A 26,657-nucleotide genomic window follows, 5' to 3' on the forward strand; every position below is an offset into this window, starting at 1 on the left:
GAAAAAATAAAAATATTAAACACCTGAATACGCCATAAAACCTCCATCAACAGGAATTGTCACGCCGGTAACAAATGCTGACATATGATCATCAACAAGCCATAATAGGGTACCAAGAAGATCTTCTGGCGTACCAAACCTTCTCATTGGTGTATTCGAAATAATCTTATGTGACCTCTCTGTATAATCTCCATCTTCATTTAGGAGAAGGTTTTTATTTTGTGAGGTTAAAAAGAAGCCCGGTGCAATAGCATTTACTCTAATTCCTGCCTCAGCCATATGAACAGCTAACCATTTGGTGAAATTTTCAATTGCTGCTTTTGCCGCGCTATAAGCAGGCACTTTGGTCATTGGAGAAGGGGCACTCATAGATGACATGTTGATGACAACTGCTCCCTTTTGATGAACCATATGTTTAGTGAAAATTTGTGTAGGAATGAAAGTCCCCATAAAATTTAAATCAAATACATTTTGTACACTATCTGTACTTAAATGAAAAAAAGTATTTAACTTAGGATTAGTAAGGTCTTCTGTTTGAAATATTTCGTTGGTTGTATTTGCACTGGAGTGGTTACCACCAGCTCCATTTATCAATATTGTACACATGCCTAATTCCTCTGTTACAATCTTCTCGGCTTGTTCCACACTATCTTTATTCATCACATCACATTTAATCGCAATCGCTTTCCCACCCATAAGGTTAATTTCTTCGGCTACCTTTTCACCCTTTTCGACTGTTCTATTTAAAATAGCCACAGACACACCATGTCTAGCAAGTTCCTTTGCCATGGCGCTGCAAAGTACGCCACTTCCTCCTGTTATGACAGCTACTTTACCAGCTAAATTTTTATTTTCTTGTATGTTTACCATGTAGCTTCCTCCTTTGCTTCTTTTCGTACAGACTGTTTATTTTTTAAAGCATCCCAAGCTCCCCACAAATACATAATTCCAAGTGCTCTATCATAAAGACCATATCCAGGCCTACATTGTTCATCCCAAATGTGTCTTCCATGATCGGGTCTACAATAACCTTTGAATCCGCTTTCATAATAAGCGTGTATAATGGCTGAAATATCTACTGAACCATCTTTTGATCGATGCGATGTTTCAACAAAGTCCCCGTTATCATATACACGTACATTTCTTATATGAGTAAATGGTATTCTATCAATAAATTCGTGAATCATAGAAACTAAATCATTTTCTAAGTTTGCTCCTAAAGATCCTGTACAGAGCGTTATACAATGATATGGGCTACTATTTAGTTGTAAAATTTTTCTGATGTTTTTTTGGTTAGTTACGATTCGCGGTAGACCAAAGACAGGCCAAGGTGGGTCGTCAGGATGAATAGCCATCTTAATATCATGAAGTTCTGCAATTGGAATAATCTGATCTAAAAAATATTTCAAGTTGGCCCATAAATCATCTTCTGTTATATTTCTGTAGGCTTCAAAAAGTTGGTGGAGGTGATTTAACCTCTCTGCTTCCCAACCTGGCATGGTTAAACTGGAGTTCTCACTAATTTTATTTACTAAATCTTTCGGATCAATATCTTTAATTCGACTATGTTCATAAAATAGAGCTGTAGATCCATCAGCAAGTGTTTTATTTAAGTCTGTACGGATCCAATCAAAGACAGGCATAAAGTTATAACATATGACTTTAACACCCACCTTTGCTAGCTTCTGAATTGTTTTTTTATAATTTTCTATGTAGCGATCTCTAGTTGGAAGTCCGAGCTTAATGTCTTCATGAACATTCACGCTTTCAACCACTTCAATATGAAGGCTATGTTTATCAGCTAATTTTTTCATTTCTAACATTCTTTCTATTGGCCACTCTTCTCCTACGGGCACATCATGCAGTGCCCAAACAATTCCTTCCACTCCTGGAATCTGCTTTATTTGTTCCAGTGTGATCGTGTCGTTTCCTTCTCCAAACCATCTAAATGTCATCCTCATCTACCATCACCCCTAATTTTATTTAAAATAATTTGGATATTCTTTCTTCAATAATTCTTTATCAACAAGTGCAATTTTCAAATGCTCTTCCATGATTTTTTCTGCTTTATCAGCATCTTGATCTTGTATAGCTTTGAAGATATTTACATGTTGAGAAAATATATTATCCCAATTATAATCTGTTACTAGCCTTAACATGCGACTCCTATTAAAGTGTACATTCATCTGTTGAATAACTAACCATGTTTTTTCTTTTTTACACCGTTTGAAAATAGTTCTATGAAACTCCTCATCTAATTCAAACATTTTTTTATAGTCTTTTTTCTTAACGCAAATTTTTTGCATACTTAAATTCATATCTAAATCATTAATCAACTCTTCAGAAAATTCCTGACAGGATAGTCTAATCACTGCCTTCTCGAGATGTTCTCGCATAAACCGTGCTTCCTCCACAAGGTTCAAATCAATTAAAGAAACAAAAGTACCTCGTTGAGGATAGATACTTAATAATCCTTCTTGAGATAATTTTAAAAAGCTTTCTCTTACAGGAGTTCGACTCACATTAAATTGAATTGATATTTCTTTTTCAGAAATATTTGTCCCAGGTGGAAGCTTCAGGCTTAATATTTGATCTTTTAGCATATTGTAAACTTGTTCCCTTGTAGAGAGGTTTTGGTTTTTAAAATCAATATTCATTATTCTAATCTCCTTTCTCTAACATACTACCATACAAGTTCATGAGAATGGTAGACATTGATTTGATTTTTCTGAATATTTGTACTGTGAGCATTTGAGGATTCCAACTATGTAAGACCTTATCAATCATAAAAGTGTGAGATATTTAAAGGAAAATTCAAAAAAATATACAAAATTCAAAAAGATTGAGTTATAATGTTTTTGAGCTACCATACTAGTATAACTAGAATATTCATAAAACTCACGGTACTCTAATCTATCAGTTAGGTGAATCATTAAGTTTTTTGAAAGCGCTGTCTTGTTATTAGAAGTGAACATTTATCTTCTTGCAGAAGGGAAAGATGTATATGTCCAACATCGCAATTATAGGAACTGGATCGATTGCAACTGCCCATATCGAGGCTTATCTTGCAATGCCTGAAATGAGTAAAATTGTAGCTTTAGCTGATATTTATCCTGAAAAAGCAATGTCTGCAGCAACAAAATATAACCTAGAAGCACGAGTTGTCGCTAACTACCAAGAGTTATTGAATGACCCTACGATTGATGCCGTTTCCATTTGTACACCTCCTTATATGCACGCAACCATTGCCATCGATTTTCTTAAAGCAGGCAAACATGTCTTAGTAGAAAAACCCATGGCTTCTTCTCTAAAAGAATGTGACGAAATGATAAAAGCATCTATTGAAAGCCAGAAGCTTTTATCCGTTGTTGCTCAAAACAGGTTTATGACTCCCATTATGAGATTAAAACATGTCCTTGATCAAAACCTAATTGGAAAAATCGCTCATACTCAAGTTGATTCTTTTTGGTGGCGTGGTCATAGTTATTATGATTTATGGTGGCGCGGTACATGGGAAAAAGAAGGTGGAGGTTGTACACTTAATCATGCTGTCCATCATATTGATATGTTGCAATGGATGTTGGGATTGCCGACTGACATTTTTGCAGCAACTAGTAATACCTTGCATGATAATGCAGAGGTTGAAGACCTTTCTATTGCTGTACTTCGCTATGGAAATGGCGGCTTAGCACAAGTAACCAGTTCTGTGGTTCATCATGGAGAAGAACAACAACTGATTTTTCAAGGTGAAAAAGCTAGAGTATCTGTCCCATGGAAAGTAAATGCTCAAATAGCTAAAGAAAATGGGTTTCCTCAAGAGAAAAATGATGAGGATTTAGAAAATCGTATTCAGGAAGCTTTTCATCAATATCCGGAATTACTATTTGAAGGGCATAAAGGACAAATAAATAATTTTTTAATGGCTATCAAGGGTAACCAGAAGCTTCTAATTGATGGAACAGAAGGAAGAAAAACACTAGAGCTTATTACAGCCATCTATAAATCTGCAAACCTAGGTGTTCATGTGAAGCTTCCTCTTTTAGCAGACGATCCTTTTTATACACGTGAAGGAATGCTCGCGAACGTGAAGCATTTTTATGAAAAACAAAGCAGTGTAGAAAATTTTTCAGACGATACGATAACCGTTGGAGGAAATTACGAGAAAATATGAATCTAACGTTATTAAGTGATAAATATTAAAAATAAACTGGAAGCTAGCTTGAGGAGGAACAGTCATGCAGAAAAGTGATGGAATGAATTATGCTCCTAAGGGAAAAAGTGCCCCTGTCGCTACAGAAGGACAATTCGTAATGGCAGCTATAGGTCTTGATCATGGACACATCTATGCAATGTGCAATGGATTAACTGAGGCTGGGGCTACATTAAAATGGGTTTATGATCATGATCAGAAAAAAGTACAAGAATTTTGTAAAGCATATCCGGAGGTACAGGCAGCCAAAAGTGAGAAAGAAATTCTCGAAGATCCAGATGTAAAGCTAGTGGCAGGCGCAGCCATTACATCTAAACGCTGTGATTTAGGGCTGCGTGTTTTAGATCATGGTAAGCATTACTTTACGGATAAATCACCTTTTACAACGTTAGAACAATTGGAGCTTGCTCGTAAAAAAACAGCTGAAACGGGGCTTAAATGGGCTGTTTATTATAGTGAACGTTTGCACGTGGAGAGTGCCGTATTTGCTGGTCAATTGATTGAACAAGGAGCAATTGGAAAAGTGGTACAAGTTCTTGGAACTGGCCCACATCGTAGTAATGTAGAAAGCAGACCAAGCTGGTTTTTTGAGAAGGAGTATTATGGAGGTATTCTATGTGATATTGGTAGTCACCAAATTGAACAATTCCTTTACTATTCTGGCGCAAAAGATGCAAAAGTTATACATAGTAAAGTGGGCAATTATAAACATCATCAATATCCAGAATTGGAAGACTTCGGCGATGCTACTTTAATAGCTGATAATGGGGCTACAAACTACTTTAGAGTAGACTGGCTGACTCCTGATGGCCTTAGCACTTGGGGGGATGGGCGCACATTCATTCTTGGAACAGAGGGGTATATTGAAATTCGCAAATACGTAGACATAGCAAGGGATAAAATAGGAGACCATTTATACTTAGTAAATCAACATACAGAGCAACATTTTTCTCTAAATGGAGAAGTAGGATTCCCTTACTTTGGTGAACTTATTTTAGATTGTTTAAACGATACTGAAAATGCTATGACTCAAGAACATACTTTTAAAGCCGCAGAACTATGCTTGATTGCACAACGAGACGCAATCTACGTAAATACGGAGTTTGAATTAAGTAAGATCTAAAAAAGTGAGGTGTTATTTTTGTTAATAACACCTTATTTCATTTAATTGAGATTTTCTAAACAAGTATGAAGGATAAAGAAACGATAAAATGTATAGAGGTGACTATATTGTCTACATTCCTAAGCGAAGATATGATGCTTAATCACGAAAGTTCAAAAGTTCTTTATCATGATTACGCGAAAAATATGCCAATCTATGATTTTCATACGCATTTAATGGCTGATGAAATTGCTACTAACAAAAAATATGAAAATATGACTGATATTTGGCTAAATGGAGATCACTATAAATGGAGGGCGATGCGATGGTTAGGCGTAGAAGAAAGATTGATCACGGGGAATGCAAGTGACAAGGAAAAATTCTTAGCTTGGGCCCAAACTGTTCCATATACAATAGGAAACCCTCTTTATCATTGGTCACATTTAGAATTAAGTCGTTATTTCAATATCAATGAGTTGTTCTCAGAAAAAAATGCACATAAAGTTTGGGATATCTGTAATGAGAGATTAAATGAAAATAACATGTCCACCAATGGAATTTTAGAAAAATTTAATGTAAACGTTGTATGTACGACTGATGATCCAATCGATACTTTAGAAAATCATCAAATCATACGTAAAGATGTAGGAATTACAACTAGGGTCCTACCTACATTTAGACCGGATCATGCTTTAAATATTGAACAATCAAATTTTGTGAATTATATAGAACAATTAGGTGATTCAATCAACGGCGCTATTTTAACATATGAAAACTTTATCGCTTCATTACATTCACGAATTGATTATTTTCACGCGAATGGATGCAGAATGTCTGATCATGGTTTTGAAATATTTCCATTTTCACCAGCTGCTGAACAAGAAGTGTCTTCTATATTTGTACGTGCTCTGCAAGGAAAAACACTATCCCTAGAGGATATCAATAAATTTAAAACAAACACTCTTATTCACCTGAGTAAAAAATATCATTCTCTTCATTGGACCATGCAATTACACATAGGTGCTTTAAGGAATAATAACACAAGAATGTTCAAGTTAACGGGAAAAGATAGTGGGTACGACTCTATGTCTGACTTCCACCTAGCAAGACATTTAAATGGTTTTTTGAATGAATTAGACATAGACAATCTTTTACCTAAAACAATTATCTATAATTTAAATCCCGTTCATAATGCGATTGTGGCCTCTACTATAGGGAATTTTCAGTCTTCTGATGCGAGAGCAAAAATTCAATTTGGATCCGGGTGGTGGTTTAATGATCAAAAAGACGGCATGCTAGATCAAATGAAAACATTATCTAATATAGGTTTGCTTAGCACTTTCGTAGGTATGCTTACAGACTCAAGGAGCTTTTTATCGTTCCCTCGTCATGAATATTTCAGAAGAATTTTATGCAATTTATTTGGGACTTGGATAGAAAATGGTGAGCTTCCAAGGGATTACGAATTTATAGGAAAAATAGTCAAAGATATTTGTTATAACAATGCTGTAAATTATTTTAATATTGAAATAAATGAGGCAGTACCAATGAAAACGAATGAATAATGCAGTAAGATATAGAATTTCTATATGAAGACTGATTATAAATAAAGTAATAAACTGGACATGAGGTACTCATACTCATGTCCAGTTTTTTATTAATGCACGCCTTTCATCGCTTTCTTAATCACCGGTGTAAGCAGGAGCATGACACCACATAAAATGATGGCGAGCATACCGATGATCCCGAAATAAACGGTTTCTGGCACTTTATCAAACAGCTTGACCACTTGTGCATTAATGGCTTGTGCCATTGCATTTGAAAGGAACCAAAGGCTCATCGTTTGCGCTGAGAAGGCAGCAGGTGCCAGTTTTGTTGTGGCTGAAAGCCCAACTGGTGATAAGCAAAGCTCTCCGATGACGACAAGGAAGAAGCTTAGAACGAGCCATAGTGGGCTTACAAGTGTATGTGGTCCAGACATGTAGGCAGGAATGATCATGATGATAAAGGATAATCCTGCGAACAGAAGGCCAAGTGAGAATTTAATCGGGGTAGACGGCTGTTTCTTACCGAGTCTGACCCATAACCAAGCAAATACTGGTGACAGGAGCACAATAAAGATTGGGTTCAATGATTGGAACCAAGAAGAGGCTAATGTCATGCCAAGGAAATTCAAGTTTGTTCGCTGATCTGCATATGTGGCTAAAATATTTGAGCCTTGTTCTTGAATGGCCCAGAACATCACCGCAGCTAGGAACAATGGAATATAAGCGAGTACCCTCGACTGCTCCACTGCACTCGTTTTTTTACTAAAATACATCACAATAAAATAAACAATTGGAATCAGCACACCAAGGACACTGACAAACCAAGTGAATAGATTAATCGTGAGCGCTCCTGTTTGAATACCGATGACAGCAAAAACAGCAAGTACAATCACGATCAATGTACCGAAAATTTTGAAGTTCTTGCGTTCAGCAGCTGATAGTGGATTTGTGACATAAGTGCCGGCAAGTCCAAGATTCGGCTTTTTCGTGATGACAAACGTAATCAGTCCAACAAGCATACCAACGGCAGCGAGTGAGAAACCAAGGTGGAAATTCACTTTTTGACCGAGTGTTCCGACAATTAATGGGGCGATAAAACCACCCATGTTGATCCCCATATAGAAAATACTGAATCCAGAATCCCTGCGAGGGTCTGTTTTTGTATATAGGTCACCGACTATGTTTGACACGTTTGGCTTTAGGAGGCCTGTCCCAATAATAATCAGCCCCATACTAATAAAGAGCGCTGTTGCACCGCTAGGTAGTGCCAAAATGACATGACCAAGCATAATGAATACCCCGCCATAAAAGACCGTACTGGACGAACCAAATACCCGGTCGGCAAGCCATCCGCCAATAATGCCTGACATGTAGACAAGCGCACCATAGACAGACATGATCGAATTAGCGGTTGTCTGGTCGAAGCCAAGACCGCCTTTTGTCACCTCTGTGTACATATAATAAATAAGCAGTGCACGCATGCCATAATAAGAAAAACGCTCCCAAAATTCAGTGAAAAACAGTGTGTAAAGTCCTTTAGGATGTCCAAAAAACCCTTTTTGAGGAACACTTTTAACAATTTTATCGTGGTCAATTGTAGACATGGCATAGATCCTTTCTTAAAAAAAGAGATATGAGAAAAATGATATTCTTGTATAGTTCTTGTGTCAATATAAAACTATTCTAAAACAGGAAAATGTTAGTTCAATAGGCGTAAAGACTCAAAAAGATGAAAAATTCGCTCAAGTGAAAATCATCGGAAAGTTATTCCAGAAGAATTTATATAAAATTTGAAATATCGTACAAGCAAACCTTTCCCACATGCATAGGATGACAAGAGGACATGTGTAAAAAGGAGGGGTTTTCATTGGGGGATGTAAATGAATCTGATCTGAAGAAACCCATTGTCAATGTATTAGACTTTGGCGTGATTGCTGACGGGAAAACGGACTGTACAGCGAAACTGAACGAATGCCTGGAATGGACAAAAGCACAGGGCTACTCCCACGTCTGGTTGCCGAGTGGAACGTATCTAATAGATGCGGTGTACAGGGGGGATCAATTTTTTCCTTTTCGTCATGCCGGCATACGAGTGCCAAGTCATATTTGTATTGAGATGGCATCAGATGCCGTCATCAAAGTGAAACCAAATGATTCGTGGGGATATGCAGCCTTTTATATAGGAGAGGTAGAGCATGTGACCATTCGGGGCGGGCGGATTGAAGGCGACCGTGATGAGCATGTGTACAAGGCACTCCCGCCAGAAAGAAAAACACATGAATGGGGCTTCGGGGTGTGTATTGAAGGTGCTTCCCATGTGAATATCGATCGTGTTCAAATCAACAATTGTACGGGAGACGGCATCATTGTCAGTCCGCACGGTTTATTGACCCATATCGAATCGTACTCGCCTGCTTCGTCTATTCATATTTCTGGCTGCACCATCACTGACTCAAGGCGAAACAATATTTCTATTACAGGCTGTGATGGTGTCATTGTGGAAGACTGTTTGCTTGAAAGGGCAGGGGTAAACGGGGTCGAGCCAAAAATGGGCATTGATATTGAAGGATACGGAGAAAATGCGACCAACTTGGAGGAACCGCTGAATATTCAAATTCGAAACAACATAGTCAGAGGCGGCGCAGCCAGCTCTATCTATAATTTCAACGGCTATGGTGTGATCATTGAAGGCAATCAAACGGACAGCAGTATCTCCTATGGCTTCGCCACTGAAATGATCATTGCGAATAATTTGATTCGTGCAGTGAGAGGGGGCGTGACAAAAGCAGGGATTACGAGCTTAGGTGTGCCGCTTGATCAATCGGAAAACAATGTGATCATTATTGGCAATATGATTGAAGGGTTTGAAAAGGGTATTGATGTGAGGGGAGACAGCGTGCACATCACAGGTAATAAAATCAGTCTTTTTGAAGATGCGGCTGTGTCTGTCTATATGGCCAATCGTATTTTAATAGAAGGAAACCATATTGAGTCAGGGACAAACACACGGCTTAGAAGTACATCGCTGCGTATTTATCAATCAGACAGCATTGTCTTTTCAAACAATACCGTCTACTCTGTCATCGATGCGGCGATGGTCAGAGGAACGAATATCTTAATTCAGCATAATCAATTCAAGGAATTCAGCCGAGGGATATGGGTGCAGGAGGGAGAAGCGGGGATCAACGGCAATCACTTTATTCAAGAAGGACATTCACAGCTCGCATCTTCGTATACAATCAGCGTGACAGGAAATGCAAAGGCTTTCATATGGCAGAATCGTTTTAAGCACTATCAAAACTATGCCGTCTACAGCAATACGACCGCTCCTTTAGAGATTAAAGACAATTCCTTTGAAGAAACGTCCTTATATGTGGTGATGTATATTAAAAATGGCTCACCCCAAATTGGTGATAACCGCTTTTATTTAAATCGTTCAATCGGACAGCCGACAGCCGTTTTTCTTGATGAGGTTGTCTCAGCACGTGTGCTGCGGAATAACATCATTAATCTCTCTCCTCAAAAAGCGATTGCCGTCCGCACCACATCTTCCACTCATTCGGTGATTGCCCATAACGTACTAGAGCGCAGTCAATTGATGACGCACTCCACGGACCGGCTCATCGGAAATATTGAAATTGATCCACCGTAACCGCCTGTAAATCCCTTTTTTTGGAGGTTTAGAAGGCGGTTGACAATCATGTAAAAAGGGCATATAGTAATAATTATTTTTCATTTTTCACAACATTTGCCCTTTTTTTATGGATAAAACCGATTAATTCAATCAGAAAAATGTATCTTGTAAAATAATCACTTGATACAAGGAAGATATAGAAAGGATGAAGAACAAGTGTCACAGCCGAAACGGAAGCTCAAGCTAGGCGTATTCATCGCGGGAACTGGACATCATGTCGCCTCTTGGAGACATCCGAAAGCAGTACCAGACGCAGCCATGAATCTTGATTACTTTAAACAATTAGCGAAAAAGGCCGAGGAAGGGAAGCTGGATTTGCTCTTTTTAGCCGACAGCTTATCAATTAATCATACATCTCATCCAAATGTATTAACAAGATTTGAACCGCTCACCCTGCTTTCTTCGATTGCAGAGTCTACCTCAACAATTGGTTTAGCAGCAACAGCATCAACTACATATAGTGAGCCATTCCATATTGCGAGACAGTTTGCCTCACTCGATCATTTATCAGGCGGACGAGCAGCATGGAATGTGGTCACATCTTCTATTGAAGAAACAGCGAAAAATTTTAGCGGAGAAGAGCATTTAGCGCACCACAAACGATACGAACGAGCTGAAGAATTCGTCGATGTCGTCAAAGGTCTGTGGGATTCTTGGGAAGAGGACGCACTTATCAGAAACCAAGAAACAGGAGAATTCTTTGAGTCTAGTAAGCTTCATGAGCTGCAGCACAAAGGTGAATTCTTCTCTGTACGGGGACCGCTTAACGTATCACGCACCCCGCAAGGACAGCCAGTGATCATTCAAGCAGGATCTTCTGAAGATGGTCAAAAGCTTGCGGCTAAAACGGCTGAGCTTATTTTTACGGCACAAAACGATCTCGACAAAGCGAAGGAATTTTACCAAAGCTTGAAGGGAAAAGTAGAGGCTGCTGGGCGAGCTAGAGAGGATGTCAGTATCATGCCGGGCATCTTCCCAATCATTGCCGATACAGTAGAAGAGGCAAAAGCGAAGTATGAAGAATTACAAGAGCTGATTGTTCCAGAGATCGGCCTTAGCATTTTACAAAACTACTTAGGGGGTATTGATCTTTCCCAGTATCCACTAGACGGACCGCTTCCAGAGATTGATCCAAGCGCGTCAAATGCCGTGAAAAGCCGCTTTGACCTTGTGATGAATATGGCGAGAAAGGACAACCTGACCATTCGCCAGCTCTACCAATCTGTTGCAGGGTCCCGTGGGCACCATATCTTCATTGGAACACCAGAGCAGCTAGCAGATGTGATGGAGACATGGCTCGTTGAGGAAGCAGCCGACGGTTTTAACGTGATGCCGCCATTATTGCCAGAAGGACTTGATGCCTTCGTAGACCGCGTCGTTCCGGTCCTTCAGGAAAGAGGCCTGTTCAAAACAGAATACACAGGACAAACTTTACGAGAAAATCTCGGATTAAAACAGCCAAAAAATCGCTACACGACATAAAGGTGAGGTGACTAACGTTGGGATATACGTTTCGTCTGGCAACTGAGGATGATATAGAAGCGCTGCTTGAACTGACAACAAGAGCCTACGAGCCGATTCGTGAGCTCGGCATTCAGTTCCAAGCAGCACATGCAGATGTCGCCCTCGTTCAGAAAAATGTACAAAAGAACCTTTGCTATGTAATGGAAGAAAACGGAGAGCTTCTCTCCACCTTATCACTCCGTATGCCGTGGGGAGAACAGCCAGGACCATTCGGCGTTCCGCATATTTGGTGGTTTGCTTCAGAACCAGCGGCAAAAAAAGGCACAGGCTCAGCCTTGCTTGAGTGGGTTGAAACGGAAGTGCTAAGGGACACACTAAAGGTACCGTTTGTCTCTCTTGGGACAGCTGATAAGCATCCGTGGCTCATGGACATGTATGAGCGTAAAGGCTATGTCAGAGCAGGTGAAAAGGATCTAGGCAAAGGCCATATCACCATTTATTTTAAAAAACAATTAAGATCAGATATTACACAACCATAAGAGGAAAGAAGGGTGTACGAACATGAAAAACAAAAAGTGGCTAGTTGTTTTATTTGCGGCAATGCTTGCGGTGTTAGCAGCATGCGGCGGGGGTAATCAGAGTGAAGGCAAAGACGAGAAAGTGCTTAAAGTGGGCGCTACAGGCCAAAGCTATCCATTTGCTTATAAAGAAAACGGCAAACTAGTAGGATTTGATGTCGAGGTCACAGAAGCTATTGCGAAAAAGCTAGGCTACAAACTAGACTGGCAGCTGAGTGAATTCAGCGGACTGATGGGCCAGCTGACATCTGGTAAGCTGGATACCGTATCAAACCAAGTTGCGATTACAGATGAGCGTAAACAAACGTTCAACTTTACAGATACGTATGCATACGCAGGAACACAAATCATTGTCAAGAAGGACAACAAGGACATTAAAGGACTTGACGACTTAAAAGGAAAAACGGTGGCGGCTGTTCTTGGCTCAAACCATGCCAAAAACCTAGAGAGCAAAGACCCAGACAAGAAAATCAACATCAAAACATATGAAACACAAGACGGTGTCTTAAATGAAGTCGCAAATGGCCGTGTAGATGCTTACGTCAACGGACGCAGTGTCTTGTTAGCTCAAATTGAAAAAACAGGACTTCCACTCAAAATCGTCGGCAACCCAATCGTATATGAAGAAGTCGGCTACCCATTTGCCAAAGATGAAAAGCACGACAAGCTAAGAGAAGAATTTAATAAAGCGATCAAAGAATTAAGAGAAGACGGAACACTGAAGAAATTGTCTGAGAAATATTTCAAAGACGATGTCACAGTTCCAATTAAAAAATAACAACAGCGGCGGTGAAAAGCAGACATGAATCACATTGATTGGCAGTATATGGTGACGGTTTTTCCAACCTTGATTCAATACTTGCCGATAACGATCTTCATGGCGATTGTCTCCATGGTATTTGCCATTATCATTGGTGTGGTATTCGCGCTTATAACGAAAAACCGGATACCTGTCTTATACCAATTTGCCAAGCTGTATATTTCTTTTTTCAGAGCGGTTCCAACTTTGGTTCAGCTCTTTCTCATTTATTTTGGTCTTCCGCAGCTATTCCCTGCGATGACCTCAATGGATGCCTTAACAGCGGTCATTATCGGTTTAAGTATTAAAAACTCAGCGTACTTAGCAGAAATTTTTAGAGCGGCTCTTAATTCAGTGGATGAAGGGCAGCTTGAGGCCTGCTTATCTGTCGGCATGACAAGATGGCAGTCTTACGTCAGAATTATTTTCCCGCAGGCCGTCAGAAATGCCATTCCAGCGACGGGGAATACCTTTATTGGACTTTTAAAAGAAACATCGCTTGCCTTTACCATTGGGGTGGCAGAAATGTTTGCGCAAGGGAAAATGATTGCATCGGCCAATTATAAGTACTTTGAAACGTATTTAGCGGTTGGCATTGTGTATTGGGTGCTCACCATCATTTATAGTTTCCTACAAGACCTATTTGAACGAAAAATCAGCAAACCTTACCGGAATTAAGGAGGTGTGGACATGATCAAGCTCACCAATTTGAAAAAATCATTCGGCGACCTTGTCGTCTTAGACGGAATTAATCTTGACGTGCAAAAAGGGCAGGTTGTGGCCATTATCGGACCTTCTGGCTCCGGTAAATCAACATTGCTGCGCTGTCTAAATCTATTAGAAACGCCAGATGAAGGTACGATTGAAATTGGCGATGCGAAGCTGAATGCGTCTAAATATACACGTAAAGAAGCCCATCACCTGCGTCAGCAAACGGCCATGGTGTTTCAAAACTATAATTTATTCAAAAACAAAACAGCCCTGCAAAACATTACAGAGTCACTGCTTGTGACGAAAAAAATGACAAAACAGCAGGCAAATGAAATCGGTATGAAGCTATTGAAACAAGTAGGGCTAGAACAAAAAGCTGACAGCTACCCGGTTACACTATCCGGCGGTCAGCAGCAGCGGATTGGCATTGCCCGTGCGTTAGCGGTCGATCCACATGCGATTTTGCTGGATGAACCAACATCAGCACTCGATCCAGAACTTGTCTCAGGTGTGCTTCAAGTCATTAAATCCATTGCCATTCAAGAAACAACGATGATCATCGTGACACATGAAATGGCGTTTGCAAGAGAAGTAGCAGATCATGTGATTTTTATGGCAGATGGTCATATCATTGAGCAGGGAACGCCAACCGAACTATTTGACGAAACGAAGAATGAACGAACAAAACGATTTATCCAAAAAGAAGCAGCGGCTGAAGAAGCATAAGCTGCTTTTTACTCTTTAGAGGGGTGAGTATCAGTGAAATCATTAGGAAATAAATCTTTAAACAAACGTTTAATTAACATACGCCGAGCGCTTCATGAGCATCCAGAGCTGGCATTTGAAGAATATGAAACGACAAAAAAACTACGAGGCTGGTTAGAAGAGGAAGGGATCACAGTGCTCGATTTCCCAGATCTTCAAACCGGGGTCGTTTGTGAAATCAAAGGAGAACAAGAGGGACCAACGATTGCTCTGAGAGCCGATATTGACGCACTTCCAATTGAAGAAGCATCTGGCGAACCATTTTCTTCAAAGATACAGGGGAAAATGCATGCATGCGGTCATGATTTCCATACCGCTTCGATTTTTGGTGCGGCCGTCCTATTAAACGAACGGAAACATGAGCTCAAGGGAACAGTCCGCATTTTGTTCCAGCCGGCTGAGGAAGTGGCGCAAGGAGCGAAACACGTCATAGAGGCAGGCGTCTTAAATGGAGTGGATGCGATATTTGGTATGCACAATAAACCTAACCTGCCAGTTGGCACCATCGGGATAAGAGAAAAAGCGTTAATGGCGAGTGTCGATCGGTTTGAAATCGACATTCAAGGAACGGGTGGTCATGCTGGAATTCCAAATCACACAATTGATCCGATTGCCATCAGCGGTCAGATCACAAGCGCCCTACAGCAAATTGTCAGCCGCCGCATTAGTTCTTTGCATCATGCGGTTGTCAGCATCACACGTATTCAAGGCGGCACATCATGGAATGTAATACCTGATCGCGTCGAGATGGAAGGAACCGTTCGGACGTTTGAACCTGAAGTGAGAGCGATGATTCCAGATCTCATGAAACAAATCGTGAGCGGTATCGCTGAAGGATTTGGCGCAAAGGCAGATGTGAAATGGCATCCGTATTTGCCTTCTGTGATGAATGACGAGCGTATGACAAAGGTTGTGGAAGAAACGGCAGGAGCGCTTGATCTCGCAGTAGTGGAGGCAGAACAGTCACCAGGCGGAGAAGACTTTGCCCTTTACCAAGAGCACATTCCAGGCTTTTTCGTCTGGATGGGGACGAGCGGTACCGAGGAATGGCATCACCCTGCCTTTACGTTAAATGAAGACGCACTCCCTGTTGCTGCTGCCTTCTTTGCCGAGCTTGCGGTTCGGGCATTGGAGTCAAGATCATGGAACTAACGAAACAGCTCGCAGAGGCAGTGCTCTCTGCTGATCCGTTGCAAGATCAACAGGCCGTTCAAATGGCTCGAAACGGTCTGTTAGACGCTGCGGCAGCAGCGCTTGCTGCAAAAGAGGATGAAGGGATTCAGAAACTCATGGCGCTGGTGGAACAAGAAGGCGGCGCGGCTCAAATTCCCGTCATTGGACAAGGGAAGAAGGTCAGCCGTCAATCCGCAGCCATGCTAAATGGCTACCTGATTCACGCCCTTGATTATGATGATGTGCATTCTGATGTGAGAGGACACCCAAGTGCGGTGATCATTCCGGCCTTGCTTTCCCAGCTAACAGACGGGGAGGCATATGGTGATCGATTTTTAAGTGCCTACATCACAGGTGTTGAAGTGATGGCAAGGCTTGGGGAATCCATTGGCAAGGCGCATTATGAGCGGGGCTGGCACAATACGGGGACGCTCGGAGCCATTGCAGCAGTCTGTGCGATTGGTTATTTGAAACAAGTTTCACAGAAAGAGCTGGCGAAAGCGATCGGCTTTGCAGGTGCGCAATCAGCTGGAATGCGAAAGCAGTTTGGGGCTGATATGAAACCATTACAAGCTGGCCTCGCCGCTCAAACCGCCGTATGGTCCATGGATTTAGCTTGTTCAGGTTTTGGCGGGAGTGAATCGCTTCTGGATGGAGAGCTGGGCTTCTTTTCTCTCTATGGGGATCAGAAACTAGCGGAAAGACGTCTGCTAGAGGACTATGGCACTGCGTGGCGTATCGTGTCGCCAGGTCTATGGTTTAAAGTGTATCCGTTCTGTTCAGCGGCGCATCATGCAGCCGATGCGATCGAATCATTAGTACAAGAACACTCTTCCTTACAGGAGAAGATCGAACAGGTCGACGTCATGTTTCCGCCTGGCGGAGATGCCGCACTCACGGAGCGGACACCTTTGACGGGAGAAGAGGGACGATTTAGTGTCGAGTATGTCATCGCACTAGCGGTGTTTGGACAACCTTTATCACTGGATGCTTTTACGAAAAAAGCCATTTCACCAGAGCTGCGGACATGGATGAAGCGGGTAAATAGAGTATATGATCAAACGATAGAACCCCATCCAGACGCAGTGCCAAAAGGACGTTTTACGATTGTAAAGCTCAACTTATCTGACGGGTCCACCATCAGCAAACGGGTCGATATCCCTCGGGGAGCACCAGGCTGTGCGTTATCGACAGAAGACATCATACAAAAGTTAAGCAGCGTCACCAGCACATCACAGGCAAAGCAGCTTTTACAGGCGGTTGAAGAGGGGAATGACGCTGCTTATCTGAAGTTGCTCGTGTGATATGAAAAAAGCTCATCTTTGGAGATGAGCTTTTTAAATGTCCTTATTCTTATAAGAGTGAATACACTCTATGACGTCAAACTTCGTCAGGTGAACAATTGATCTACAACAATCACATTTAAAAACGACCCTATTCTATGACAGAGGCAAAACGAGTTTTATCTTTTAGGTGTATTTTTAAAGGTATTAAATCGCAAATCGACGAATTTAGTAGTACGTTTAAAGATTTAAATCATTGATATGAAGGGAGTATGAAATGTTAACGATTCGTCGTATCTATCAAAAAAATTATCCTAAAGGAAAACAAGTATATTATCAATATACATCTGAAAAATACTATGAAATTCATATGGAAACCAGTCACAATGGTTGGAACATCTCCCTTACAGAAGAAGTATTTGAAGCGCCAGTTAAAAAAAATTTAAAAGAGGAGATTTTCGATCCATATAAAGAGGGTTCAGAGGTTTACGTGTCAGAGATGAATGGTGAAGAAACTGGAATTATAGTCATTCAACACATGAAATGGAATAATACATTACTCATTCATGATTTATATGTGGATAAACAATTTAAAAGAAAAGGTATTGGCAGCACTTTCATTAAAATGGCACAAAAACGAGCTCGTGAATTGAGAGTTAGAATGATTGTATTAGAAACCCAATCTTCCAATTTTCCAGCTATCCAGTTTTATTTGAAAAATGGCTTTCAACTGATTGGATTAAATGTCAACTCTTATTCAAATGAAGATATAAAGAAAAAGGAAATTCGCATCGAAATGGGGTGCCTTATAGAAAATCACAATTAGCTTCGTTAGGACACACCGCCCTCGATATGCATGACCAGTTCCAAACTGTTTTATATAGACCATTTATAACGATCAGGAAGCGTGTCATTTCATTCTTTTACTACATGGGAGACTTCTTCATCTGAAAGAACGTAAATGACACTGTCCTCATCTTAGACTATCCTCTACAATTCCTTCATTTTTCCATTCTACTATATTAAAAAAGAACAATGTGATTCCCCAAAATGTCAACTCCATTAAAAAGTATGAATAAAAGATGACCAAAGCATGATAAGTTCATGAAATCGTATCAATCCAATTGAGATTTGAGAAGGAACATGTAAAATAAAGCTACATAAAGAAAAACAAAGGCAACAGCGGAGGCTGATGATGAAAATATTAATGATTGAAGATAACCAGAGTGTTTGTACAATGACGGATATGTTTTTTCAACGAGAAGGATTTCAAGCGGAATTCGTCCATGATGGATTAGAAGGATTGAATCGATTTAAGCAAGAGGAGGATTGGGATCTGCTCATCTTAGATGTCATGCTTCCTTCAATGGATGGTCTGACCATTTGTCAAAAAGTACGCCAGATCAGTGATGTTCCGATTATTATGCTGACAGCAAAGGAAACGGAATCTGATCAGGTGCTGGGCTTCGATCTTGGGGCAGATGATTATGTGACAAAACCCTTTAGTCCGCTCACCTTAATGGCAAGAATCAAAGCAGTGAAACGACGTTTTGCTCAAACAACATCTACTCAAGAAGGAGCGAAAGAGGATGAACGGCTAGAGACCGAACATTTTCAGTTAGATAAAAAAACGAGAGAAGTGTTTCTAGAGGGGAAACGGATCGAAAATTTAACGCCAAAGGAATACGATCTGCTGTGCTTTTTTATACAGCATCCTCGGCAAGTATTTTCACGAGAACAATTGCTTGAGCAAATTTGGGGATACCAATTTTATGGTGATGAACGAACAGTTGATGTTCATATTAAACGATTGCGCCAAAAAATCGGAGACGGACCTAAGCCCTTTCTGTATACAGTATGGGGCGTAGGGTATAAGTTCGATGAAGATTAAATATTTTTACCAGTTGCTGATTAGTCACCTTGGGTTATTGCTCATTGCCATCATTATTATCAGCACCCTCATGTCTCATTTTGTAAAAGATATTGCCTATCAAAATAGGGTAGACGAAATGAGTTCGTATGGGAATGAAATTTTGGAGAATTTTAAACAACTGTCGAAAGCCGAGATGAACTTCCGTTTGCGTCCATTTGAAGACATTCTTTCGACAAGACAAATCCGTTTTTTCGTCTTTGATGAAAAAGGGACTGTGCTGTCTCAGCAGCAAGAGATGCCACCGCATGAAGCGTTACTCACAAAAGATTTGTGGGCCAAGCTTGCAAAAGGAGAAGAAATCATTGTCAAGCGAAGTGATTCGCGCCGGCTTGATCAAGAAGCATCACTTGTGGCACTTCCTGTCATGGAAGACGGAAAGCTGAAGGGCGGGGTGGTGCTCATAGCTCCTATTCAAGGAGCAGAAGAGCTGATTGCTCAAATGAACCGGTATTTATATATCATCGTGTTTGTGGCATTGACGATTACCTTTATTCTTAGTCTGTTTCTGTCGAAGTTCCATGTGAATCGTATCAAAAAATTGAGAGAGGCAACTGAGAAAATTGCGCATGGTGACTACAACATTCATCTTGAAAACAAACACCTTGATGAAATTGGCACACTAGGTGAGGATTTTAATATGATGGCCAATCGTCTTCAACGGTCAAGAGAGGAAATTGACCGGCTTGAAAAACGGAGACGCCAATTCATTGCGGATGTGTCTCACGAATTGAAAACACCGCTGACGACCATTCGAGGATTGGTCGAATGGTTGAATACTGCGGATGTGCCGGCAGAAGAGAAAGAGAAATGCTATGCGCTCATCACTGATGAAACAAAAAGAATGTTGCGTCTCGTCAATGAAAATATGGATTATGAGAAAATCAGGTCGAATCAAATCACCCTTCAAAAATTTCACTATCCACTCATTGATACGTTTGAAGTGATTAAGGAGCAGCTGAGCCGAATGGCTGAAGAGAAAAACAATCAGCTCATGGTAGAGGTTCACCCTGAACAAAAGGTATACGCAGATTATGACCGGCTCATTCAAATCCTCGTCAACATCACAAAGAACGCCATCCAATTTACAGAAGGCGGCCGTATTTCTTTGAGAGGGAAAGAAGAGAACGGGGAAACGATCATTGAAGTAGAAGACACGGGAATCGGCATTGCACCTGAAGAAGTCAAACACATTTGGGAACGTTTTTATAAAGCGGATATTTCGAGAACGAATACACCATATGGAGAATACGGACTTGGCCTGTCGATTGTCAAGCAGCTTGTGGACTTGCACGACGGACATATCGATTTAAAAAGTGAAAAACATAAGGGAACAACATTTATCATTCGATTGCCGCTACCACAGGAAAAGGGCTAAACTCTGTTTAGCCTCAGCGTGTAGACAAACCCTCGCATTCGGTGTCAGTCCTGCGTGCCGGTGCTCACGAATGTGACATTCGCTCCGCGCCGGTACTCGTCTTTCCTAGACTGCAAAGGTTTTCTATCACGCTGAAAAGAAGAAAAAGGGCTAAACTCCGTTTAGCCCTTTTTGGTGTATCATCACTTATTCTGTTTTGGAGAACGTTAAGCCGATATGAGCAAGTGCCTGCGGTAAATCCTTACGAATGGTGATGTCTTTAAATGAAATATTCGATTGAATCGCACTCAGCGCAAGGTCTTGCTTAATTCCTGTTAAAACAGCTGAGATGCCTAACAGTCTTAACGTTTGCGCATAGCTGACCAAGTATTGAATGCTTTGTTCATTGAGTCGTTTTGTCCCTGAAACATCAATGACCAAATGAGAGAGCGACAGCCTGTAGCTTTCCTGTAAAATGGTTTCTAAAATATGCTGCGCACGTGTCTCTTCGATATCACCAAGAAGAGGGAGCACGGCGACACCGTCAACAACAGGTACGATCGGTACAGATAATTGCTGAATCTGCCGATTGGCCTGGTCGAGTTCTAAGACGTAACTCAACAAAGATGCCATCGTTTCAAACATATGAACATGCTCTTCTGTAAATTGCTGCGGCCTTAGGTCAAGTCCGCAAATTGTTCCATAGTTCGTACCATCAGTAAAATCGATGGGAACCCCAATAAATGAGCCGCCTTGCAGCTGTTTCGTGACGTCTAAGTTTTTTGAACGCTCGTCCAAGCGGATATCAGGGATCAACAGCGTATCGCGATGATCGACCGCCAGCTTGCAAAATGTCTTCTCGTAAGGATTTTCTTCTCCTTCTTCAAGAAGCTGCTCGTCATGATTTAGCACCTTCACAATCTGATTGGTGTTTTGATCATTTTTAGCAATAAACAGTGTATTCATATGAATGAATTGACTCATCATGTTTAAAATACTTGTAGAAGCATCATGAAAATTGCGAAACTGTTTTAATAGTTGTTGACGAGGCATGGATTAGGACTCCTTGTAGCTCCGATCAATGGCCGGAACAATAGTTGATTTGTCTCTATCATACAAAATCAAACGAGAAATAGATATACTTTAATGCGCAAATCGTGTGAGATCAAAAAGACTGCCGATCCGGAGATCTGACAGTCTGCTGATTAAATGGAGACAGGCACCGTGGACATAGAGAAAAATTCCTCATATAAGGCTTGAACGGCTTCTTTTTCTTGAGCCGCTTTGACGCCAAACATCATGCTCACCTCTGAAGAGCCTTGGTTGATCATTTCAATATTCACTTTGGCTTTTGACAGCGCTTTTGCCGCTCTTGCTGTTGTACCAACATTATGACGCATCGCTTCTCCTACGACCATAATAAGCGAGAGGTTCCGCTCTAAAACCACTTCATCTGCATCAAGCACAAGCTTTAATCGGTCTAAAAGCTCTTGTTCAATCTGCTGCTCCTCCAGCTGATCCTGCCTTAAAATAATGGTCATATCATCAATGCCAGAAGGCACGTGTTCATACGTAAGTCCATATTCCTCTAACGTTTGCAACACCTTACGTCCAAAGCCCACTTCTCGGTTCATCAAATACTTAGAGATATAAATACTGCAAAATCCATTGTCTGACGCGATTCCCACAACAGGGCCATTCGTATGATCCCGTTGATTTACAATTTTTGTGCCTTTTGCAGTTGGATTATTGGTGTTCTTAATCTGAACAGGAATGCCTGCCCGAAAGGCTGGAATAAGTGCCTCATCATGAAATACAGAAAAACCCGCATAGGACAATTCACGCATTTCTCGATACGTCAGCTCTGTGATTTCCTTTGGCTCATGAACGATCGTTGGATTGACGGCGTAGACTGCATCCACATCCGTAAAGTTTTCATACACATCTGCCTTTAGTCCATTTGCCAAAATGGAACCGGTAATGTCTGATCCACTACGGGAAAAAGTGACGATATCACCCGCTAGACTAAAACCGAAAAAGCCAGGAAACACAATAATGCCAGAGCGTTCTCTTAATTTGTACAAATGATCATACGATTCTGGAAGGACTTGCGCTTGACCAGGCTCGTCGCTGACAAATAGACCGGCTTCTTTTGGATTCACATAGTGCGCTTCGACGCCTTGATGCTGAAAGTAGGCTGCAATCAGCTTTGCGTTATTATCTTCACCGCTTGCTTTAATCGCATCAAGATACCGCTCAGGATGAGAAGAATCAGCCTGTAATAACGTGTTTACATCTTGCCGGATGGTGTCAATAATGTCTTGACCTAATCCCAGCTCATCCGCAATCGAGGCATATCGCTCGATGACAGCTTCTTGTAAATCGTGTGCTTCACCTAAACGTAAATATTGTTCACCGCAACTAATTAATAGATCGGTGACCTTCGTATCCGTTGAATGCCGTTTTCCTGGTGCGGAAACAACGACTGCTTTTCGAGCTGGATCTGCTGTGACAATGTCAAATACCTTTTGCAGCTGCTTGCCAGAAGCAAGAGAACTGCCACCAAATTTAACGACCTTCAATGCATACATCTCCTATAGTAAAAATTTTCTCACAAATTGAATAGTTTCTATTATCAACTCTTTTCTTCAAATTATCAAGGTTTTTCTTCTCTGAATGAACAAATGTATTTTTGGGGAGGACGTTATGTGTGAATAGATGAAAAAAGAGCCGGCGTTATGCCGAGCTCTTTGTCTTTATGAAGAAGAGGACGAAGAAGATAGCTCCTGCTTCATCACTTTGTTTTCACGTTTTTCTTTTAAGAAGAATGAAAGGACGAGTCCAATGACCGCAATAGCACCAGACACGATAAATGACGTATTCATGCCATGAACGGCTGACTTCATTGGATCGGATAATGCTGCATTGGCAGCAGAGCTGCTCATAATGGAGACAAGCACAGCCGTCCCGATAGAGCCGCCCATTTGTCTCATCGTATTATTCATTGCTGTCCCGTGCGGAATCAAATGCGGTGGTAACGAGTTAATACCTGCTGTTGTCAGCGGCATCATGATCATCCCAACCCCGATTAAGCGAAGCGTGTAGGCCACTGTAATGAGGGTAATCGATGAATCAAGGCTCAGCATCATAAATGGCAGGGAAGTGACAGCTAATATCGTAAACCCGCCTAGAGCCAGCCCTTTACCGCCTACTTTGTCAAAAATTCGTCCGATAATCGGTGATAGGAATCCCATAAAGAGAGCCCCTGGCAATAAGATCAGCCCTGTATCAAGGGCAGATAACCCTCTGACATTCTGCGTATAGAGCGGCAAAATCGTCTCTGTTCCAATTAGTAAGGCAAAGACGAGCATACCGAGGAAGGTCGTTAAGCTAAAGATCGCAAACTTAAAGACGCCAAACTCAAGCATCGGTCTTTTCAAATTCGACTGACGCAGGATAAAGAAGAACAAGCTCACAGCGCCGACAATGAGTGAAATCAGAACGGTCGCACTCGTCCAGCCATACGTTCCGACACTTGAAAATCCGTACAGCAGTCCGCCAAATCCGAAGGAAGACAGGATTACCGATAAGACATCGATACGAGTGTCTCTTTGCTGTGTGACATTTTTCATTAAGAAGAAAGCAAGAATGAGATCAATAATACCGATTGGAAGAACAATATAGAATAAGAACTTCCAGCTAAAGGAATCGACAATCCAGCCGCCAAGTGTTGGTCCAAGCGCCGGTGCGAATGAAATCACTAGTCCGACCATACCCATGGCTTGCCCGCGTTTTTCTTTTGGGAAAATGGTTAAAAAGATCGTTTGCATGAGCGGCATCAAAATTCCTGCGCCGGCTGCCTGCACGATACGTGCTGCAAGAAGCACCGGGAAATTCGTGGCGAACGAAGCAAGAATGGTACCTGCTGTAAAAATGCTAAGAGCCGTTAAGACTAAGGAACGGCTTGAAAATTTCTCAATTAAAAAGGCCGTAATTGGGATGAGAATCCCGTTTGTCAGCATAAAGGCTGTGGTCAGCCATTGGCCTTTACTGACATCAATATTGAACTCTTCCATGATATGCGGGATCGCTGGAATGAGAAGCGTTTGGTTTAAGATCGCAACGAACGCCCCAACGAGGAAAATCCCAACAATCACAGACCGGTTATACGATGTTGTTGATTGGTTCATATTATCCCTTCTTTATCTATAAAATAATGCTTTTCAGCTGTGACACGTTTTGAGATAAAACGCTGTGTTTGCCTAAATAATCAAGCAATGAGCTGATTAAAAAGGTTCTCGGTTGGTCCTTTGACAGTTCTTGACTCAGCAGTTCAAACGCAGAGAGGAGATCGTCCTTTTCTTCTCCGTTTGATAGTGTGTGAAGCTCTTGTTTTATTTTTGTTAAGTACGAGATGACAAGCTTTTCTTCATCATATTCTTCCTGTGTGGAAAGCAAATAAGAGTCCATCAGCTGATCTGTTAGCACAGGCTCAATGGAGCAAGGCTTTATTGATACACGATCCATCACACCGATGATCATTTCGGCGGCATTTTCTAATTGGATGTTCTTGTGCTCGATCGCCAACATCAAGATGAATTCTCTCATTAATCCGTTGAGGACAATCACAAGATCCCACACATAAGGCGCAACAGATTCACCATATGTGCTTAAAATGATGTCTCTGTGTCGCTGCATGATAATGGAGCGTGTCTCACGTAAATGCTTAATGACGATGGGCGAATGCTGTGAAAAAGCTTCAAAGGACAGCATATTCAAAAATTTATGATTCTCTTTAAACTCTTCAAGCTCAAGCTTAATCTTTTTTGTGAATTTTTCCTTTTTGGACAGCGTCGTTTCGGAATGAATGATCTGAGAAATCTCTCTCATTTTGCGCTGATTGTATTTAATCAGTTCCAATAGAAGAGCTTCCTTTGAATCAAACAGTTTATAAATAGACGCTTTTGATATTTTACAGGCATCAGCAATTGACTGCATGGAGACACTCATATAGCCTTTTTGAGAAAATAATTTCTTCGACACCCGCAAAATCTCTTCTTGCTTTTCGTTCATCTTCATAAGTCCTTTCCGAATCGGCAAAACCATATGGTCACAATGGAAACCGAGTGGTCACTTTTGCTATGATAACAAAACCAATGGCACATGACAAGAAAAGAAACTTAAAAAAACACCTATCTGATGACAGGTATTTTATCCTTCCGCATGTGCGGCATATATGATGATCTGTCCGTTAAGTTCGGCGATTAAAAGGTCTTCTCGCTCCTTTACAGAGTAAATCGCTGTCCCTTTTTTCAACTTGGAAGCTGTGCCGTGATTAAAATGTTCGGCAGCTGTTTTCTGAATCACACCTACTTGCTGATGTTTTGTTACATTTAATGATTTTGTCCAATCTATGTTTGTTTCATAGATCGTTTCTTCCCATTGAAATAAATCTGCCTGTGGATCGAGAGCTAATAACTCTTCTGCACTAGGTGGTTTTGACTCAAATTGCTGAACAGATTGGCAGGCGCATAAGCTCGTTGCCAATAAGAGCATGAATAAGCAAGTCCATATTGTACGTGTCAAATAAGGTTCTTCCCTTCAAAATAGTGTCTATGAGTCATAGTCGTTTCCAAAGGTTGTCGCGTTACAATGTCATAGGCGAGTAACGAGATTGTATGTTAGAACAAAATACGATACATTTATCGTATGAATAATCCAAATCATCCAACCCAAGAAAACATGAGACTCATTTCTGTGCTGCAAGCATTGGCTGACCCTGTTCGGCTGGAGATTGTCCGCTGCTTAGCAGAAGCGGGTGAGAGAACATGCGGTACGTATCATATGAACATTGCCAAGTCCACGCTGTCGCATCACTTTAAAGTACTAAGAGAAGCAGGCATCGTGAAAGTGAGAATTGACGGGAAGCACCGTTACTACTCTCTCAGAAAGGACGACATTGATACCGCTTTTCCAGGCCTCTTGTCATCCGTATTAGCTGTAGGCAAGGAGCGGTGGTAAGAGAATCTTGCATCAACAAATGA

The 26,657-nt window shown here is 41.2% G+C and carries 24 protein-coding genes; 15 read left to right on the forward strand and 9 right to left on the reverse strand.

Annotated elements, in window-relative coordinates; genetic code table 11:
- Window positions 1–15: 15 nt before the first annotated feature.
- Genes NST24_RS02130 through NST24_RS02140 form a run of 3 tightly spaced genes read right to left on the reverse strand, consistent with a single transcriptional unit; the run spans window position 16 to window position 2,657 of the window.
- Window positions 16–870: an SDR family oxidoreductase gene (locus NST24_RS02130; protein WP_342462248.1), complete on the reverse strand. Its 855-nt coding sequence runs from the start codon at window positions 868–870 to the stop codon at window positions 16–18.
- Entirely contained in the window at window positions 864–1,961 is a 1,098-nt protein-coding gene (gene uxuA, locus NST24_RS02135) for a mannonate dehydratase (protein WP_342462249.1), read from the reverse strand. Before uxuA ends, NST24_RS02130 begins: the two co-directional genes overlap by 7 nt.
- A gap of 18 nt (window positions 1,962–1,979) precedes the next feature.
- Complete coding sequence (locus NST24_RS02140; protein ID WP_342462250.1) at window positions 1,980–2,657, reverse strand: GntR family transcriptional regulator; 678 nt, start codon at window positions 2,655–2,657, stop codon at window positions 1,980–1,982.
- Window positions 2,658–3,004: 347 nt separating this feature from the next.
- Between NST24_RS02140 and NST24_RS02145 the strand changes: the two genes are divergently transcribed.
- From NST24_RS02145 to uxaC, 3 genes are all read left to right on the forward strand, one after another.
- Entirely contained in the window at window positions 3,005–4,171 is a 1,167-nt protein-coding gene (locus NST24_RS02145) for a Gfo/Idh/MocA family oxidoreductase (RefSeq protein ID WP_342462251.1), read from the forward strand.
- Window positions 4,172–4,235: 64 nt separating this feature from the next.
- A complete protein-coding gene (locus NST24_RS02150; protein WP_342462252.1) occupies window positions 4,236–5,333 on the forward strand; it encodes a Gfo/Idh/MocA family oxidoreductase in 1,098 nt (365 codons plus the stop codon).
- A 107-nt stretch (window positions 5,334–5,440) separates the two neighbouring features.
- Entirely contained in the window at window positions 5,441–6,877 is a 1,437-nt protein-coding gene (gene uxaC / locus NST24_RS02155) for a glucuronate isomerase (RefSeq protein ID WP_342462253.1), read from the forward strand.
- A 92-nt stretch (window positions 6,878–6,969) separates the two neighbouring features.
- Here uxaC and NST24_RS02160 read toward each other — a convergent pair whose 3' ends face one another.
- Window positions 6,970–8,463: a peptide MFS transporter gene (locus NST24_RS02160; RefSeq protein WP_039166246.1), complete on the reverse strand. Its 1,494-nt coding sequence runs from the start codon at window positions 8,461–8,463 to the stop codon at window positions 6,970–6,972.
- A 263-nt stretch (window positions 8,464–8,726) separates the two neighbouring features.
- Between NST24_RS02160 and NST24_RS02165 the strand changes: the two genes are divergently transcribed.
- From NST24_RS02165 to NST24_RS02215, 11 genes are all read left to right on the forward strand, one after another.
- Complete coding sequence (locus NST24_RS02165; protein WP_039166244.1) at window positions 8,727–10,511, forward strand: right-handed parallel beta-helix repeat-containing protein; 1,785 nt, start codon at window positions 8,727–8,729, stop codon at window positions 10,509–10,511.
- 198 nt (window positions 10,512–10,709) lie between these two features.
- Window positions 10,710–12,035, forward strand: a complete 1,326-nt coding sequence (locus NST24_RS02170; RefSeq protein WP_268418395.1) for an LLM class flavin-dependent oxidoreductase — start codon at window positions 10,710–10,712, stop codon at window positions 12,033–12,035.
- 17 nt (window positions 12,036–12,052) lie between these two features.
- A complete protein-coding gene (locus NST24_RS02175) occupies window positions 12,053–12,556 on the forward strand; it encodes a GNAT family N-acetyltransferase (protein WP_024720188.1) in 504 nt (167 codons plus the stop codon).
- Between the two features lie 22 nt (window positions 12,557–12,578).
- The gene (locus NST24_RS02180) at window positions 12,579–13,373 is read left to right on the forward strand and encodes an amino acid ABC transporter substrate-binding protein (RefSeq protein ID WP_008347268.1); all 795 of its coding nucleotides are present in this window, start codon (window positions 12,579–12,581) and stop codon (window positions 13,371–13,373) included.
- Between the two features lie 24 nt (window positions 13,374–13,397).
- Window positions 13,398–14,072, forward strand: a complete 675-nt coding sequence (locus tag NST24_RS02185) for an amino acid ABC transporter permease (protein ID WP_007498163.1) — start codon at window positions 13,398–13,400, stop codon at window positions 14,070–14,072.
- 12 nt (window positions 14,073–14,084) lie between these two features.
- A complete protein-coding gene (locus NST24_RS02190) occupies window positions 14,085–14,831 on the forward strand; it encodes an amino acid ABC transporter ATP-binding protein (RefSeq protein WP_007498162.1) in 747 nt (248 codons plus the stop codon).
- Between the two features lie 33 nt (window positions 14,832–14,864).
- Window positions 14,865–16,022, forward strand: a complete 1,158-nt coding sequence (locus NST24_RS02195) for an amidohydrolase (protein WP_342462254.1) — start codon at window positions 14,865–14,867, stop codon at window positions 16,020–16,022.
- Window positions 16,013–17,347 carry an MmgE/PrpD family protein gene (locus NST24_RS02200; RefSeq protein WP_342462255.1) on the forward strand — a complete coding sequence of 445 codons (1,335 nt, stop codon included), beginning with the start codon at window positions 16,013–16,015 and terminating at the stop codon, window positions 17,345–17,347. The genes NST24_RS02195 and NST24_RS02200 overlap by 10 nt, the downstream gene beginning before the upstream one ends.
- A 256-nt stretch (window positions 17,348–17,603) precedes the next feature.
- Window positions 17,604–18,152, forward strand: a complete 549-nt coding sequence (locus NST24_RS02205) for a GNAT family N-acetyltransferase (protein WP_058336813.1) — start codon at window positions 17,604–17,606, stop codon at window positions 18,150–18,152.
- 369 nt (window positions 18,153–18,521) lie between these two features.
- Window positions 18,522–19,217 carry a response regulator transcription factor gene (locus NST24_RS02210; protein ID WP_024720193.1) on the forward strand — a complete coding sequence of 232 codons (696 nt, stop codon included), beginning with the start codon at window positions 18,522–18,524 and terminating at the stop codon, window positions 19,215–19,217.
- Window positions 19,207–20,634, forward strand: a complete 1,428-nt coding sequence (locus NST24_RS02215) for a HAMP domain-containing sensor histidine kinase (RefSeq protein ID WP_096881003.1) — start codon at window positions 19,207–19,209, stop codon at window positions 20,632–20,634. Before NST24_RS02210 ends, NST24_RS02215 begins: the two co-directional genes overlap by 11 nt.
- A 186-nt stretch (window positions 20,635–20,820) precedes the next feature.
- Here NST24_RS02215 and NST24_RS02220 read toward each other — a convergent pair whose 3' ends face one another.
- The 5 genes from NST24_RS02220 to NST24_RS02240 form a co-directional block, all read right to left on the reverse strand.
- Window positions 20,821–21,666, reverse strand: a complete 846-nt coding sequence (locus NST24_RS02220) for a GAF domain-containing protein (protein WP_024720194.1) — start codon at window positions 21,664–21,666, stop codon at window positions 20,821–20,823.
- A 152-nt stretch (window positions 21,667–21,818) separates the two neighbouring features.
- The gene (locus tag NST24_RS02225; RefSeq protein WP_017358521.1) at window positions 21,819–23,195 is read right to left on the reverse strand and encodes an aspartate kinase; all 1,377 of its coding nucleotides are present in this window, start codon (window positions 23,193–23,195) and stop codon (window positions 21,819–21,821) included.
- Window positions 23,196–23,369: 174 nt separating this feature from the next.
- Window positions 23,370–24,803, reverse strand: coding sequence for an MDR family MFS transporter (locus NST24_RS02230; protein WP_047946163.1), 1,434 nt, complete (start codon window positions 24,801–24,803; stop codon window positions 23,370–23,372).
- Between the two features lie 16 nt (window positions 24,804–24,819).
- Complete coding sequence (locus NST24_RS02235) at window positions 24,820–25,686, reverse strand: TetR/AcrR family transcriptional regulator (protein WP_008347242.1); 867 nt, start codon at window positions 25,684–25,686, stop codon at window positions 24,820–24,822.
- A gap of 138 nt (window positions 25,687–25,824) precedes the next feature.
- Window positions 25,825–26,199: a hypothetical protein gene (locus NST24_RS02240; protein ID WP_274660787.1), complete on the reverse strand. Its 375-nt coding sequence runs from the start codon at window positions 26,197–26,199 to the stop codon at window positions 25,825–25,827.
- A 123-nt stretch (window positions 26,200–26,322) separates the two neighbouring features.
- Here NST24_RS02240 and NST24_RS02245 point away from each other — a divergent pair, with 123 nt between their 5' ends.
- A complete protein-coding gene (locus NST24_RS02245; protein ID WP_342462256.1) occupies window positions 26,323–26,634 on the forward strand; it encodes a metalloregulator ArsR/SmtB family transcription factor in 312 nt (103 codons plus the stop codon).
- Window positions 26,635–26,657: the final 23 nt, after the last annotated feature.

Origin of the sequence: Bacillus sp. FSL R5-0286 (assembly GCF_038593245.1) — a bacterium.
GTDB lineage: Bacteria > Bacillota > Bacilli > Bacillales > Bacillaceae > Bacillus > Bacillus altitudinis.

Excerpts from the sequence above, each read along its gene's own strand:
- NST24_RS02130 (WP_342462248.1), bottom strand. The coding sequence starts at position 870 with ATGGTAAACATACAAGAAAATAAAAATTTAGCTGGTAAAGTAGCTGTC.
- uxuA (WP_342462249.1), bottom strand. The coding sequence starts at position 1,961 with ATGAGGATGACATTTAGATGGTTTGGAGAAGGAAACGACACGATCACA.
- NST24_RS02140 (WP_342462250.1), bottom strand. The coding sequence starts at position 2,657 with ATGAATATTGATTTTAAAAACCAAAACCTCTCTACAAGGGAACAAGTT.
- NST24_RS02145 (WP_342462251.1), top strand. The coding sequence starts at position 3,005 with ATGTCCAACATCGCAATTATAGGAACTGGATCGATTGCAACTGCCCAT.
- NST24_RS02150 (WP_342462252.1), top strand. The coding sequence starts at position 4,236 with ATGCAGAAAAGTGATGGAATGAATTATGCTCCTAAGGGAAAAAGTGCC.
- NST24_RS02160 (WP_039166246.1), bottom strand. The coding sequence starts at position 8,463 with ATGTCTACAATTGACCACGATAAAATTGTTAAAAGTGTTCCTCAAAAA.
- NST24_RS02180 (WP_008347268.1), top strand. The coding sequence starts at position 12,579 with ATGAAAAACAAAAAGTGGCTAGTTGTTTTATTTGCGGCAATGCTTGCG.
- NST24_RS02185 (WP_007498163.1), top strand. The coding sequence starts at position 13,398 with ATGAATCACATTGATTGGCAGTATATGGTGACGGTTTTTCCAACCTTG.
- NST24_RS02190 (WP_007498162.1), top strand. The coding sequence starts at position 14,085 with ATGATCAAGCTCACCAATTTGAAAAAATCATTCGGCGACCTTGTCGTC.
- NST24_RS02200 (WP_342462255.1), top strand. The coding sequence starts at position 16,013 with ATGGAACTAACGAAACAGCTCGCAGAGGCAGTGCTCTCTGCTGATCCG.
- NST24_RS02205 (WP_058336813.1), top strand. The coding sequence starts at position 17,604 with ATGTTAACGATTCGTCGTATCTATCAAAAAAATTATCCTAAAGGAAAA.
- NST24_RS02210 (WP_024720193.1), top strand. The coding sequence starts at position 18,522 with ATGAAAATATTAATGATTGAAGATAACCAGAGTGTTTGTACAATGACG.
- NST24_RS02215 (WP_096881003.1), top strand. The coding sequence starts at position 19,207 with ATGAAGATTAAATATTTTTACCAGTTGCTGATTAGTCACCTTGGGTTA.
- NST24_RS02220 (WP_024720194.1), bottom strand. The coding sequence starts at position 21,666 with ATGCCTCGTCAACAACTATTAAAACAGTTTCGCAATTTTCATGATGCT.
- NST24_RS02230 (WP_047946163.1), bottom strand. The coding sequence starts at position 24,803 with ATGAACCAATCAACAACATCGTATAACCGGTCTGTGATTGTTGGGATT.
- NST24_RS02235 (WP_008347242.1), bottom strand. The coding sequence starts at position 25,686 with ATGAACGAAAAGCAAGAAGAGATTTTGCGGGTGTCGAAGAAATTATTT.
- NST24_RS02245 (WP_342462256.1), top strand. The coding sequence starts at position 26,323 with ATGAATAATCCAAATCATCCAACCCAAGAAAACATGAGACTCATTTCT.